Below are 15,151 nucleotides of genomic sequence, written 5' to 3'. Positions count from 1 at the left end.
CTATGCTATTCAGGTTTGTGCCTTGCCAACATAGCTCTTAATCCTGCAACACCTTTTTGCCCTTTTTCTTGTTTTTCCTCAGCACTTAATACTTTCTTTTTATTGGTATCCCAATTCAAATCATCTTGAGGTAATTCATAAAGAAAACGGCTTGGATCAGGTTTGATTAATTCACCATATTGACGTCTTTCCTTACATAACGTAAATGTGAGTGTTTTTTGTGCTCGGGTAATACCCACATAAGCAAGACGTCTTTCTTCTTCTACATTATCTTCATCAATACTGCTTTGGTGTGGCAATATACCCTCTTCCATTCCCACTAAAAATACATGAGGAAACTCAAGACCTTTAGAGGCATGCAATGTCATTAGCTGAACTTGATCTAACTCTTCTTCTGTTTCTCCTCGCTCCATCATATCGCGCAAAGTAAAACGGTTAACCACTTGAGAAAGCGTCATAGGCTCATGTAATTCATCACCTTCAAGCATTTCACTCATCCATAAAAATAGCTGATTAATATTTTTCATCCTCATTTCCGCAGCTTTCGCGCTACTTGAGGTTTCATATAACCAACTTTCATAATCCATTTCATGCAATAAATCACGTACAGCTAACAGCGGCTCTCGTTCTGATTTTTGTACTATACGCGACATCCATTGTGAGAATGCTTGTAATGAATTCAAACCTCGACCTGTTAATGTTTGGCTTAATCCCAAATCAAAACAGGCATTGTATAAACTTTTATCTCGAACTTTAGCCCACTCACCTAACTTTTGAATTGTCATAGGCCCGATTTCACGACGAGGCTTGTTCACAACACGTAAAAATGCCGCATCATCATCAGGATTAGTAATGACTCGTAAATAGGCAAGAATATCTTTTATCTCTTCTCGTGAGAAAAAAGAGGTTTCACCTGAAATACGATAAGGAATACGATTTTGCATCAAGTATTTTTCAAAAATACGAGATTGATGGTTACCGCGATAAAGGATTGCATAATCCTTATAATTAGTTTTATTAATAAAGTGATGAGCTATTAATTCGCCAGCTACACGCTCAGCTTCATGCTCTTCATTATTAGCCGTTAAAACCCGCAGTTGATCACCATAACCTAATTCTGAAAATAACCGTTTTTCAAAAACATGGGGATTATTTTCAATCAAGATATTCGCTGATTTTAGAATACGTCCAGAAGAGCGATAGTTTTGCTCAAGCTTAATCACATTAAGTTGTGGAAAGTCTTTTTGTAATAGCACTAAATTTTGGGGGCGAGCACCTCGCCATGAATAAATTGATTGGTCGTCATCACCTACAACCGTAAAGCGAGCTCTTTCACCAACCAACCATTTGACCAATTCATATTGGCTTGTATTAGTATCTTGATATTCATCCACCAGCAAATAGCGAATACGTCTTTGCCAGCGCTCTCTCACTTCTTCATTTGTGCGCAATAACATGGTGGGTCGGCTAATTAAATCATCAAAGTCGAGCACATTACAACTACGCAGATGTTGCTCATAACGCCGAAAGCATTCAGCAAACGTATGATCTTGCTGCGATCTCGCCATTCCTATTGCTTGCTCTGGCGTGAGCATGTCATTTTTCCAGTTAGAGATTTGGCTCTTTAACTGAGAAAGTAAATCTTTATCTTCTTCTAATAAATCAGCCGTTAATTCTTTGAGTAATGCAGATTGGTCTTGATCATCAAACAATGAAAATTTAGCTTTAATACCTAGCGCTTTATATTCGCGTTTAATAATTTCTAATCCCAATGTATGGAATGTTGAGATCATTAATCCTTTCGCTTCTTGGCGACCTAAGGTTTGAGCGACACGCTCTTTCATTTCACGCGCAGCTTTATTGGTAAACGTAACCGCCGCAATTTGCTTTGCTGGGTATTGGCATTGACGAATAAGATATGCAATTTTATTGGTGATCACCCGTGTTTTACCCGAGCCGGCACCTGCTAAGACCAAACAAGGACCTGATACATATTCCACTGCTTTTTGTTGACCGGGATTTAATCGCATACTTTTTCCAAACTTCATTAACCAAGAACATAACGGGGGATAATTGTAGCAGAAACCAATCAAACTCTTGAGTCATTCCCTCTTTCAATTTTCCTTAAAGGGATAAAAACAAAAAACCGTATTTCATTAAGAAATACGGTTTTTAATAAGATTGAATTTTACGCTTATTTTTCTAAGCTATTTGCGGGAGAAGAAGGCGGCAAAGGAGGTTATCCCAAGGAGCATACATGAGTATGTGACTTGGGTAACCGAGTGTAGCCAACGCACTTATCGCGTAAAGAGCGACTAAAAATTAGTTACCGACGGCAATCTTCTTCATATCCGTCATGTACCCACGCAACGTTTTACCTACGGCTTCAATTGGGTGCTGACGAATTGCTTCATTGATATCACGTAATTGTGCATTGTCTGTTCCATTATCTTGAACTTTCTTTGCTAAATCGCCAGATTGTAATGTTGTCATAAACTCTTTCAGCATAGGAACAACCGCGAATGAGAACAAATAGTTACCATATTCCGCGGTATCAGAGATAACCACATTCATTTCATATAAACGCTTACGAGCGATAGTATTCGCGATTAATGGCAACTCATGCAGTGATTCATAATAAGCTGACTCTGCAAAGATCCCTGCTTCAATCATGGTATCAAAGGCTAATTCAACACCCGCTTTAACCATTGCAACCATTAATACACCGTGATCAAAGTACTCTTGCTCACTGATTTTACCCTCATATTCAGGATAATTTTCAAATGCGCTTGCTCCAGTCTCTTCACGCCATGTCAGCAAGTTTTTATCATCATTTGCCCAATCTGCCATCATAGTTTCAGAGAATTTACCTGAAATGATATCATCCATATGTTTCGCAAACAGTGGAGCCATGATCTCTTTCAATTGCTCTGATAATGCATAGGCTCGCATTTTTGCAGGATTAGATAATCGGTCCATCATCAAGGTGATACCACCTTGCTTCAGTGCTTCGGTAATTGTTTCCCAACCAAATTGAAGCAACTTACCTGCATAGCCCGGCTCAACACCATCAGCAACCATTTTGTCGTAACATAACAGAGAGCCTGCTTGTAACATACCGCACAGAATAGTTTGCTCACCCATTAAGTCAGATTTTACTTCAGCAACAAAAGAGGACTCTAAAACACCGGCACGATGACCACCGGTTGCTGCAGCCCATGCTTTCGCAATGGCCATACCTTCACCTTTCGCATCATTTTCAGGGTGAACAGCAATCAGAGTTGGAACACCAAAACCACGCTTATATTCTTCACGAACTTCTGTACCCGGACATTTTGGTGCAACCATAACAACAGTGATGTCATCACGAATTTTTTCGCCAACTTCAACGATATTAAAACCATGAGAATAGCCTAATGCTGCACCTGATTTCATCAGCGGTTGAACGGCTTGAACAACAGCGGAATGCTGTTTGTCTGGCGTTAAGTTAACAACTAAATCTGCTTGAGGGATCAACGCTTCATAGGTTCCAACCTCAAAACCGTTTTCGGTTGCACGACGCCATGATGCACGCTTCTCATTAATCGCTTCTTGGCGTAAGGCATACGCGATATTTAAACCTGAATCACGCATATTTAAACCTTGGTTAAGGCCTTGAGCGCCACAACCAACGATAACGACTTTTTTGCCTTTCAGGTAATTTGCTTCATCAGCAAATTCTTCGCGTGACATAAAGCGACATTTACCTAATTGCGACAACTGCTGACGCAGATTCAATGTATTAAAATAATTTGCCATAGAAGACTCCAAAATCGTTGTGTATGTGTTTGCTGTTATTATCCTCACTCTCCGTGAGGTGTTGCATGACTTTACTATATGGGATGAAAGCCATTGCTTAAATTGATATATTTACAAGATAGTGTTGCAAAAAATGCAACGTACTTTTTTATAACAATGGGTGGCTGATAATGGATATTCGTGATCTCAAACTCTTCCTGCATTTAGCTGAAAGTTGCCACTTCACCAAGACAGCACAGGCAATGCACGTCAGCCCTTCTACGCTCTCTCGCCAAATTCAGCGCCTTGAAGAAAGCTTAGGTCATCCTCTGTTTTTACGTGATAACAGACAAGTGACCCTCACTGATGCTGGCGAGCAGTTAAAAGGCTATGCTCAACAAACCTTATTGCAATATAAGCAACTTAAGCACACGTTAAATCAAAATAGCCCAAGCCTTTCTGGTGAACTGCGCCTATTTTGTTCTGTAACAGCGGCTTACAGCCATTTGCCGCCTATTCTTGACCGTTTTCGTGCAGAAAACCCACTAGTTGAAATAAAACTCACTACTGGAGATGCAGCCGATGCAGTCGATAAAGTGCAATCTGATGAGGCCGATTTAGGTATTGCAGGAAAACCTGAAAAGCTTCCTGAAAATATCTGTTTTGAAAAAATAGGCGAAATTCCATTAGTACTGATTGCACCCGCTCTGCCTTGTAATGTTCGTCATCTTGCAACACAAGAGAAACCCGATTGGCTCAATATTCCTTTTATCATTCCTGAACATGGCCCATCGCGACAACGAATTGCATTATGGTTTAAACGCCACCGTATCCATAATCCCTTAATTTATGCGACTGTTTCAGGGCATGAAGCGATTGTCTCAATGGTTGCGTTAGGCTGTGGTATTGCACTTATTCCGCAAGTTGTCGTTGATAACTGCCCTGAGCCTGTGCGTAATCGCATCTCTTCATTGGATAATATTTCAATGGTAGAACCTTTCGAATTAGGCGTTTGCGTATCACACAAACGCCTTCAAGAGCCTGTGATCAGTGCTTTTTGGCGATTACTCCACGACTAAGCTTGTCGTTTGTGGTGACAGAAATAGCTGAAAAGAAGGATTTCCTGTCTCATCATGATATTCATAGCCTAATGCATCTAAATGTCGCTCGAAACGCCCTTGCGTTTCGGGCAATTCAAATGCCACCAGCACACGTCCATAATCAGTACCATGACTGCGATAATGGAATAGTGTGATATTCCAATAAGTGCCTAATGTTTTTAAAAACTTCATTAAAGCGCCCGGCGACTCAGGGAACTCAAAACTAAATAGACGCTCTTTAAGTGGTTTATGAGGACGACCGCCAACCATATAGCGTACATGAAGCTTTGCCATTTCATCGTCAGAAAGATCAGCAACTTGATAACCCGCTGTCGTAAGCTCACGCAAAATTTCTTTACGCTCTGTGAGTCCTTGACTTAAACGTACACCGACAAAAATACGTGCATTTTCAGGATCAGCATCGCTATAACGATAATTAAATTCAGTAACAACACGTTGACCTAAGATTTGGCAGAAACGTAAAAAACTGCCCTTTTGTTCTGGGATAGTCACCGCTAATAATGCTTCGCGTTTTTCACCTAGTTCACAGCGTTCAGAAACATAACGTAGCCCATGAAAATTCACATTTGCACCAGAAAGTACATGCGCTAGACGCTCACCTTTGATTTGGTGCTCTTCTACATATTTTTTAAGCCCTGCTAATGCCAATGCGCCTGAAGGCTCTGCTATCGCACGCACATCTTCAAATAAATCTTTTACCGCAGCGCAAATTTCATCACTATCAACAGTAATCACATCATCGACATACTTCTGGCATAAACGAAAAGTTTCATCACCAATACGCTTAACGGCGACACCTTCTGCAAATAAACCGACTCGAGCTAGTTCAACAGGGTGTCCTGCCTCTAATGCTGCTTTTAAACATGCGGCATCTTCTGCTTCAACGCCGATAACCTTAATTTCTGGCATAAGCTGTTTGATTAATACAGCCACACCAGCAATTAAACCTCCGCCACCTACGGGTACGAAGATACGATCAAGATGAACATCTTGTTGTAAGAGTTCCATTGCCAGTGTTGCTTGTCCTGCAATTACGGCTGGGTGATCAAAAGGCGGAACAAAGGTGTATCCCATCTCTTCAGATAGTGCGATAGCTTTCGCTTTTGCTTCATCAAAGTTGGCACCATAAAGCAATGCTTCTCCACCAAATTGGCGAACAGCATCGACTTTGATATCCGCCGTTGCCACTGGCATCACAATTAATGCCTTCACACCCATTCGATTCGCTGACAACGCAACGCCTTGAGCATGGTTGCCCGCAGATGCCGTCACAACACCTTTCTCTTTTTGCTCAGGAGTCAATCCGGCAATCATGGTGTAAGCACCACGTAATTTAAAGCTATGAACAGGTTGTCGGTCTTCACGCTTAACTAAAATAGTATTCTCTAAACGTTCAGAGATTTTTGTCATCTCTTGGAGTGGAGTGACTATTGCGGCTTCATAAACAGGTGCGCTCAGCGCCGCTTTTAAATATTCAGCGCTACTTGGTGCTGAACTTAAAGGTCTAAAGGCCGCCATTCTTAGCCCCCTAATTTAGATTTATCACGCACCGCACCTTTATCAGCACTAGTGGCTAAAGAGGCGTAAGCACGTAAGGCAAACGAAACTTGGCGCTGTCTATTTTGTGGTGTCCACGCTTTATCACCACGAGCATTTTGTGCATCACGACGTGCAGATAATGTTTTATCATCAACTTTCAGTGTGATTTCACGGGTTGGGATATTGATATCAACAATATCGCCTTCTTCCACTAAACCAATTACCCCACCATTTGCGGCTTCAGGTGAAACATGCCCGATAGATAGGCCAGATGTTCCTCCTGAGAATCGTCCATCAGTGATAAGTGCGCAAGCTTTACCTAATCCCATTGATTTTAAATAAGAGGTTGGATACAGCATCTCTTGCATACCCGGCCCACCTTTAGGCCCTTCGTAACGAATAATCACCACATCGCCAGCCACTACTTTTCCACCTAAGATAGCCTCTACTGCATCATCTTGGCTTTCATACACTTTGGCAGGGCCGCTAAAGATGAGGTTATCTTCATCAACACCCGCGGTTTTAACAATACAGCCATCTTGTGCTAAGTTACCGGATAGCACTGCTAATCCACCATCTTGGCTATAAGCATGTTCTTTACTACGGATACATCCATTTTCACGATCGATATCTAAGGTTGGCCAACGACAATTTTGAGAGAATGCCTTCGTTGTACGAATACCCGCGGGGCCTGCTTGGAACATCGATTTTACTTGTTCATCTTGCGTTAACATCACGTCATATTGCGCTAATGTTTCTGGCAAGCTTAGCCCTAAGATATTATCCACATTACGGTTAAGTAATCCGGCTCGATCTAATTCACCTAAAATACCCATGACCCCACCTGCACGGTGAACATCTTCCATATGATATTTTTGTGTACTTGGTGCCACTTTACATAAATGAGGTACTTGGCGAGAAAGTCTGTCGATATCTTCCATGGTGAAGTCAACCTCACCTTCTTGCGCAGCAGCTAATAAATGCAGAACCGTATTTGTTGAGCCACCCATTGCAATATCTAAGATCATCGCATTTTCAAAGGCTTCTTTTTTTGCGATATTGCGGGGTAATGCAGTTTCATCATTTTGCTCATAATAACGCTTAGTAAGTTCAACAATGCGCTTGCCCGCGTTGATAAACAGCGTTTTACGATCAGCATGAGTCGCCAATAATGAGCCATTTCCTGGTTGAGATAATCCCAATGCTTCTGTTAAGCAGTTCATGGAGTTTGCGGTAAACATACCCGAACACGATCCGCAAGTCGGACAAGCAGATCGTTCAATTTGCTCACTATCAGCATCGCTGACATTTGGATTCGCCCCTTGGATCATGGCATCAACCAGATCTAGTTTGATCAGTTGATTTGAAAGCTTCGTTTTACCCGCTTCCATAGGGCCACCCGAAACAAAAATAACAGGGATATTTAAGCGTAAAGACGCCATTAACATTCCTGGGGTGATCTTGTCGCAGTTTGAGATACACACCATCGCATCAGCACAGTGCGCATTAACCATATATTCAACAGAGTCTGCGATAAGTTCACGCGATGGCAAAGAATAAAGCATGCCACCGTGCCCCATTGCGATACCGTCATCAACTGCAATGGTATTAAATTCTTTAGCGACACCACCAGCGGCTTCAATTTGCTCAGCAACTAGTTTTCCTAAATCCCGCAGATGCACATGACCCGGTACAAATTGCGTAAATGAGTTCACAACAGCGATAATGGGTTTACCAAAATCAGCATCAGTCATTCCCGTTGCGCGCCATAAGGCACGGGCTCCAGCCATATTACGACCATGTGTCGTTGTCGCTGAACGGTATTTAGGCATTTTTCACACTCCTGCGATAAAGAAAGCGAGTAGGGAACGAGCTACCCGCTAAACAAATTTATTTGATTATGTTTATGAATTGATTGGATCTAACCAGCCGTATTTATCTTCTGTCTCACCTGTAAACAGACCAAAGAATGCTTTTTGAATGGCTTTGGTCACAGGGCCACAACGTCCGATACCTACTTGAATGCCATCAACACTACGTACTGGTGTTATCTCTGCGGCTGTACCTGACATAAAGACTTCATCTGCAAGGTAAAGTGATTCACGAGAAAGTACTTGTTCACGCACTTCATAACCGAGATCTTTTGCTAATTTGATGATGGCATCACGCGTGATCCCAGGCAGTGCTGATGAAGTAAATGGAGGCGTAAAAATAACACCGTCTTTTACTTCAAACAGGTTTTCACCTGCACCTTCGGATAAGTAACCATGAACATCTAATGCAATTCCTTCTTGATAACCATGACGGCGAGCTTCGCTTCCCACTAATAGTGAAGATAAATAGTTACCGCCAGCTTTTGCTGCGGTTGGAATTGTATTTGGTGCAGCACGATGCCAAGAAGAAACCATTGCATCAATACCTTTATCTAAAGCTTCTTCACCGAGATAGGCTCCCCATGGGAATGCAGCAATGATCACATCTGTTTTATAACCTGCTGGCGGATTAACACCCATACCAACATCACCAATAAAAACTAATGGACGAATATAAGCACTGACTAATTTGTTTTTACGTAAGGTTTCACGACAAGCTTCCATTAACTCATCAACGCTTTGCTCAACAGGCATACGATAAATTTTTGCTGAATCATGTAAACGTTGCATGTGTTCACGATGGCGAAAGACCACAGGGCCTTTATGAGAATCATAACAACGCACACCTTCAAACACAGAGGTTCCATAATGCAATGCATGAGACATAACATGAACCTTTGCCTCAGCCCAAGGAACCATTTCACCGTTAAACCAAATATAATCAGCTTGCTTTGTCATTCTTTTATCCTTACATGGCACTTAGTGCATTCATGAATCGTAATTTTTCTTTCTGTTGATGTGATACTTGAATACCTGCAACATCAGCTAATTTTGTTAACTGGCTGCACAGAAGTTCTAATGGTCGCTGACTACTCACTGTCAGGCTTAAATTAATATTGTTGCTCTCTGTGATATTCATATTCATTGAGCATATATGAAAACCACGATGACGAATAACTCTCAGGATACGTTCTAAGATCTCTGGACAAAAACGGGCTTCAATTGTGATATTGTGTTGGTTCATTTTGATTTCTCCATCATCTCATCATTACTTGCGCCCGGCGGAACTAAAGGCCAGACATTTTCAGCGTCATCGATAGATACCTGTAATAAGTAAGGGCCATCGCTCTCTAATAAACATTTTATTGCATCAGCAACCTGTGCTTTTTCTGTGATACGTTGCCCTGGGATATCAAAAGCTTTTGCTAAAGCAACAAAATCTGGGTTATCTGTTAAAATTGTTTCGCTGTAACGTTGTTCAAAAAACAACTCTTGCCATTGACGAACCATACCAAGACGTTGGTTATCTAATAGCACCAATTTGATAGGTAATTGCTTACGCTTAATCGTGCCCAATTCCTGCACATTCATCATAAAAGAGCCATCACCAGACACGCAGATAACACAAGCATCAGGTCTAGCAATTTGCGCACCCACAGCGGCAGGGATACCAAATCCCATGGTGCCTAAACCACTTGAGGTGATAAAGTTTTCAGGTGCATCAAATGTCATATGTTGTGCCGACCACATTTGATGTTGACCTACATCTGTTGTCACAACCGTGTTTTCAGGTTTCGCATCTGATAATTGTTTTAATAATAATGGTGCATAAATTGCAGAGCCTGGATGATCATAACGCCACGCGTGTTCTGCTTTTAACTCTTGTACTTCTTGTTGCCAAGCAGCGATAGATAATGGTTGAGCTAAAGCAGGTAATAACACTTTCGCATCACCTAATAACGCGACATGCGCCTGTTTCAATTTATTTAATTCTGCATGGTCGATATCGATATGGATAACCTTGGCATTCGGTGCAAAAGTATTTAATCGCCCCGTTACGCGATCATCAAAACGAGCACCAACAGCGATTAATAAATCACTACGCTGAACGGCATAATTTGCCGCTTTAGTGCCATGCATACCTAACATGCCTAAATAGTTGGCATCTAATGCATCTGCACAACCTAATCCCTTTAAAGTGGAAACAACGGGCATTTCTGTTTGCTTCACAAATTTTCTTAACGTTTCCACTGCATTACTCATGGCAACACCACCACCTACATACAAAATTGGTTTTTGCGCCTTCGCTAACATCTGCTTAGCTTGAATTAGCTCCTGTGTTGGATAAGGAAATTCTTGCTCTTCTGGTAATTCATAACTAGACAAATGAGAAGCATCAGCCAATTGAACATCTTTAGGAATATCAATTAAAACAGGCCCAGGGCGACCTTGAGATGCAATAGAGAATGCCTCGGATAGTACTCTTGGTAATTCATCAACGGTCGAAACTAAAAAACTGTGTTTCGTACACGCTAATGAAAGACCTAAAACGTCAATCTCTTGGAATGCATCAGTACCAATTAAATTGGAAGCAACTTGCCCAGTGATAGCAACAACAGGCACAGAATCTAACAATGCATCAGCAAGTCCAGTGATAACATTAGTAGCGCCTGGGCCTGATGTCGCGATACAAACACCTGTCGTACCAGTAGAGCGAGCAAAACCAATAGCAGCAATTGCAGCACCTTGTTCATGGCGACATAAAACATGTTCAACACCGCCATCATAAAGGGCATCGTAAACAGGCATTATCGCACCGCCAGGATAGCCAAAGACTGTTTCGACTTGATGTTTTCGTAATGCCTGTACTAACCACTGTGCTCCATTCATTCTTTCACCCTGCCACATTAACTTATTGTTTAATTTGAATTTATTTTCTATTCAATCTCTTTTTCAAACTCAGGCTCAAAAAAAACCCCCGCGCCTTTCGGTGCGGGGGTTTTTAAGAGATCCGGCTAGTTTAGTTAGCCTTTCTTCGTCCTAGTGCAGCCCCGCACGGTGGGTTAATAATCACCACCACGCTGATAATAATTAGGCTAATCACTAGGACAATAGTATTCATAGTTTTATAACTTCTTTTCTTATTTAAAATGTATGTTTGTAATGTTGTGTTGTGTTTTCTTTCACTCTGTCCTTTTAGAGTTATCATGATATTTTAGAATTGACAATGTTTATTTTAAAAATAATTCTAACATGATGAATTTAATATGTTTTTTTATATCACAAACACGTAGCAGTGCATTCATCTATAAAATATTTATTTTTTAGTTATTAATACCAATAAAGAACGCGTTATTTTGTTTTTTCTACTATTGTATTTTATTATTTCTAGTTAAAAACTAATGATATTTTTCATTATAATTATATTAATTTATTAAATTAATCATTAAAAAAAATAATCATTATATTTCAATTACTTGATTTATTTTCGAGATATCTCACATTTATTTAACTCTTCATTTAACACAAAAGAAAAAATAATTTAAAAAGAAAAAAATAATGGAGAATAAAAAATGGCATTAGCAATAATATATACGCGTGCCTCTTTAGGAATATCAGCTCCGCTTATTACTATCGAGGCTCATATTAGTCAGGGATTACCCGGATTAACATTAGTTGGATTACCTGAAACTGTCGTAAAAGAAGCAAAAGATAGAGTAAGAAGTGCATTAATTAATAGCGGATATACTTATCCTGCAAAAAGAATAACGATTAATCTTTCACCCGCTGATTTACCCAAAGAAGGTGCGCGTTATGATTTACCTATTGCACTGGCAATACTCATTGCCTCAGAACAATTAACATCAAATAAATTAGAGTGTTATGAATTTATTGGAGAGCTTGCACTTTCTGGAAAATTACAACGAGTTAATGCGATTATTCCATCAATTCTTAGTGCTTCAAAAGATCATCGAATATGTATTGTATCAACAGAACATCAAACTGAAGTTTCATTATTACCCAATAAATCGGCTTTATTAGCCTCTCATCTTTTAGAGATTTGCCATCATCTAGAAAATAATACGCCATTAATTGAAACAGAAAATTTTATTATTAATGATGAAATTGAAAATCAAGATAATAAAGATATGAGCGATATAATTGGTCAAAATAATGCAAAAAGGGCAGTGGAAATCACAGCAGCAGGAAATCACAACATTTTATTCCTTGGACCACCAGGAACAGGGAAAACAATGTTAGCACAAAGGATAAGTACGCTTCTTCCACCTTTAACGGCTAAAGAAGCACTTGATGTATTAATCATTAGTAACTTAAGAGGAGTGACATTTGATGAAAGAAAGTGGCCTACAAGACCGTTTAGAGCTCCACATCATACCTCCTCTGCTGTTGCTTTAACGGGAGGTGGTTCTCTTCCTAAACCTGGAGAAATTACATTAGCACATCATGGTATTTTATTTCTGGATGAACTGCCAGAATTTGAGCGTCGTGTACTCGATGCATTGCGTGAACCTCTAGATGCTAGAGAAATTACTATTTCACGCGCAAAAGCCAAAATAAGCTACCCAGCCAATGTATTACTGGTCGGTGCATTAAATCCAAGCCCAACAGGGCATTATCAAGGTAATCACAATAGAGTACCAATAAAGCAAATCCTGCGCTATTTAAGCAAGGTTTCTGGACCTTTTTTAGATAGGTTTGATTTATCTGTCGAAATGCCACTTCTTCCTCAAGGCGCGCTTATTCACCCTACATTTACTACAGAAAATAGTACGACAATTAGAGAACGAGTTCTAAAGGCAAGAGAAAGACAATTTGCACGATGTGGAAAAGTGAATACTTATTTAACCGGAAAAGAGATTGAATGCTATTGCTCATTGAATACCAGCGATGCAACGTTTCTTGAAGATACGCTTAATAAATTAGGATTATCAATACGCGCTTGGCATAAAATTTTAAGAGTATCGAGGACTATTGCAGATCTTGCAGATGAAGAGAAAATACAGAGAAATCATTTAATTGAAGCATTAAGCTTTCGTGCAATGGATAGATTAATGATCTATTTACAAAAGCAATTAGATGGATAAATAAAAAGGAGCGAAAAAACGCTCCTTTTAACTAAAACTAATGATATTAATCATCAGAGTCGGTATAGTCATCAGATGGATCGAGCTGCGGCTTTCCACCCGATAATGTATGAAAACGTTTTGGACGACTAATACGACTAGTGTATTTCTTCCAAATTTTTTCTTCGACCGTTGCTGCTTCTCGTTCGCCACGACACATGGCAACAAATAATTTTTCCGCTTCAGTTGTAGGTTCTCGTTTACCTAAATCAAGCTCATTGAAAGCTTGACCATGACGTTCCAATATCTGGGATTCCTTGATAGTGAAATCGCCATGACGAGAAAAACCACGCGGATAATGTTTATTGTCAAAAAAACGATTAGTCGTGATAAAACTTTCTGCCATCTGACACACTCCTAATTCTCTATCGTCATACTTATGGCGCGGAGTATTAGATAGTCATGCGGTTCTGTAAAACAAAATATTTAAATCGTAACGACAAATTTTTTTGGAGATAGATGTGGATACCGAATTACTGAAAACCTTTTTGGAGGTCAGTAAGACTAGACACTTTGGACGAGCCGCTGAATCTCTTTATTTAACGCAGTCTGCGGTTAGTTTTAGAATACGACAATTGGAAACACAATTAGGCACAAATCTGTTTACCCGCCACCGTAACAATATTCGTCTAACTGTCGCAGGTGAAAGACTGATCCCCTATGCTGAATCGTTAATGAACACATGGCTTCTCGCTAAAAAAGAGATTAGTCATGCTTCTCAACATTCAGAACTATCAATTGGCGCTACAGCATCACTCTGGGAAGCATATCTAACATCTTGGTTACAGGAATCTTATCTAGAAAGAAAAGAGCTTAGAATCGAATCTAGAGTCTCTACAAGGCAATCTCTTGTAAAACAACTTCATGCAAGAGAGCTCGATCTTCTTTTTACGACTGAAGCACCAAAGATGGATGAATTAGAAAGTAAAATTATTGGTGATATTACTTTTCAGTTGATGAAAATAGCATCAAATAAAACAGAAGAAATAGCACAATTTATCAAAATTGAATGGAGCGCTGATTTTCAGCCTTTTCTTCCTAATGGTACGGTGCAAAAAATTGATCCTATTTTAACCACTAACTCTGCAATGATTGCTTATCAGTTAATGAAAACAACGCATGCAGCCGCATTTCTACCTACACATTGGCTCGATCTCTATTCAGATCTAGCTCCTGCCTCAACAGAAATTATTCAAAAACCTTTATTTGCAGTTTGGTTAAATACGAGTGATCAACAAGTATTGATACAACAGCTATTACAACAGCCGATAAATCATCAATAAAGCTTAAATCCACACTATAGTTATTCATAATATTAACGATTCACTCTTGGGTTTAAGCTTTATCTCTAGAATTTTCATTACATATAGCAGAGGATATTACTGATAGGTATTAGTAAAAGAAGCACATTGGTAGGTTAGTTGATGGGAACTTAGTGCAATAAATATTAAGAATATACAGATAACAACAAAAAGCCCAGTTAATTAACTGGGCTACAAAGAAGTATAAATTTTGTTATTACTTAATTGGTAACTGGCAGGGGCGGAGAGGCTCGAACTCCCAACACCCGGTTTTGGAGACCGGTGCTCTACCAATTGAACTACGCCCCTAAATAGTTGGCGGAACGGACGGGACTCGAACCCGCGACCCCCTGCGTGACAGGCAGGTATTCTAACCAACTGAACTACCGCTCCGC

Annotated in this window: 12 protein-coding genes and 2 tRNA genes; 3 read left to right on the top strand and 11 right to left on the bottom strand. The window is 40.0% G+C overall.

Going from position 1 to position 15,151, the window contains the following annotated elements:
• Positions 1–5: 5 nt before the first annotated feature.
• Positions 6–2,030, bottom strand: a complete 2,025-nt coding sequence (gene rep / locus CBE70_RS13475; protein WP_100159743.1) for a DNA helicase Rep — start codon at positions 2,028–2,030, stop codon at positions 6–8.
• 292 nt (positions 2,031–2,322) lie between these two features.
• A complete protein-coding gene (gene ilvC, locus CBE70_RS13470; RefSeq protein WP_100159742.1) occupies positions 2,323–3,798 on the bottom strand; it encodes a ketol-acid reductoisomerase in 1,476 nt (491 codons plus the stop codon).
• A 170-nt stretch (positions 3,799–3,968) separates the two neighbouring features.
• Between ilvC and ilvY the strand changes: the two genes are divergently transcribed.
• Complete coding sequence (gene ilvY, locus CBE70_RS13465) at positions 3,969–4,856, top strand: HTH-type transcriptional activator IlvY (protein ID WP_100159741.1); 888 nt, start codon at positions 3,969–3,971, stop codon at positions 4,854–4,856.
• Here the strand turns inward: ilvY and ilvA are convergent.
• The 6 genes from ilvA to ilvL all read right to left on the bottom strand — a co-directional run bounded on the left by ilvA (position 4,842) and on the right by ilvL (position 11,432).
• Positions 4,842–6,416, bottom strand: a complete 1,575-nt coding sequence (gene ilvA, locus CBE70_RS13460) for a threonine ammonia-lyase, biosynthetic (RefSeq protein WP_100159740.1) — start codon at positions 6,414–6,416, stop codon at positions 4,842–4,844. The two genes, ilvY and ilvA, sit on opposite strands and share 15 nt — an antisense overlap.
• Positions 6,417–6,418: 2 nt before the next feature.
• A complete protein-coding gene (ilvD, locus tag CBE70_RS13455; protein WP_100159739.1) occupies positions 6,419–8,269 on the bottom strand; it encodes a dihydroxy-acid dehydratase in 1,851 nt (616 codons plus the stop codon).
• Between the two features lie 72 nt (positions 8,270–8,341).
• Positions 8,342–9,268, bottom strand: a complete 927-nt coding sequence (gene ilvE / locus CBE70_RS13450; protein WP_069369927.1) for a branched-chain-amino-acid transaminase — start codon at positions 9,266–9,268, stop codon at positions 8,342–8,344.
• 10 nt (positions 9,269–9,278) lie between these two features.
• Complete coding sequence (ilvM, locus tag CBE70_RS13445; RefSeq protein WP_023583660.1) at positions 9,279–9,554, bottom strand: acetolactate synthase 2 small subunit; 276 nt, start codon at positions 9,552–9,554, stop codon at positions 9,279–9,281.
• Entirely contained in the window at positions 9,551–11,200 is a 1,650-nt protein-coding gene (gene ilvG / locus CBE70_RS13440; RefSeq protein WP_100159738.1) for an acetolactate synthase 2 catalytic subunit, read from the bottom strand. The genes ilvM and ilvG overlap by 4 nt, the downstream gene beginning before the upstream one ends.
• Positions 11,201–11,330: 130 nt before the next feature.
• Positions 11,331–11,432: an ilv operon leader peptide gene (gene ilvL, locus CBE70_RS13435; protein ID WP_072064625.1), complete on the bottom strand. Its 102-nt coding sequence runs from the start codon at positions 11,430–11,432 to the stop codon at positions 11,331–11,333.
• Positions 11,433–11,883: 451 nt separating this feature from the next.
• Between ilvL and CBE70_RS13430 the strand changes: the two genes are divergently transcribed.
• Positions 11,884–13,416, top strand: coding sequence for a YifB family Mg chelatase-like AAA ATPase (locus tag CBE70_RS13430; protein ID WP_100159737.1), 1,533 nt, complete (start codon positions 11,884–11,886; stop codon positions 13,414–13,416).
• A gap of 46 nt (positions 13,417–13,462) precedes the next feature.
• Here CBE70_RS13430 and CBE70_RS13425 read toward each other — a convergent pair whose 3' ends face one another.
• Positions 13,463–13,801 carry a DUF413 domain-containing protein gene (locus tag CBE70_RS13425; protein WP_036939631.1) on the bottom strand — a complete coding sequence of 113 codons (339 nt, stop codon included), beginning with the start codon at positions 13,799–13,801 and terminating at the stop codon, positions 13,463–13,465.
• Positions 13,802–13,916: 115 nt separating this feature from the next.
• Here CBE70_RS13425 and hdfR point away from each other — a divergent pair, with 115 nt between their 5' ends.
• On the top strand, positions 13,917–14,738 hold the full coding sequence (hdfR, locus tag CBE70_RS13420) for an HTH-type transcriptional regulator HdfR (protein WP_100159736.1): 822 nt from the start codon (positions 13,917–13,919) through the stop codon (positions 14,736–14,738).
• Between the two features lie 251 nt (positions 14,739–14,989).
• Here the strand turns inward: hdfR and CBE70_RS13415 are convergent.
• Positions 14,990–15,065, bottom strand: a tRNA-Trp gene (locus tag CBE70_RS13415).
• A gap of 7 nt (positions 15,066–15,072) precedes the next feature.
• Positions 15,073–15,149, bottom strand: a tRNA-Asp gene (locus CBE70_RS13410).
• Between the last annotated feature and the right edge of the window lie 2 nt (positions 15,150–15,151).

The organism is Proteus columbae (assembly GCF_002777965.1).
In the GTDB taxonomy this organism is placed as follows: domain Bacteria; phylum Pseudomonadota; class Gammaproteobacteria; order Enterobacterales; family Enterobacteriaceae; genus Proteus; species Proteus columbae.
The sequence above is the reverse complement of the archived record's forward strand: the minus strand, read 5'-3'. Positions and strand labels throughout refer to the sequence as shown.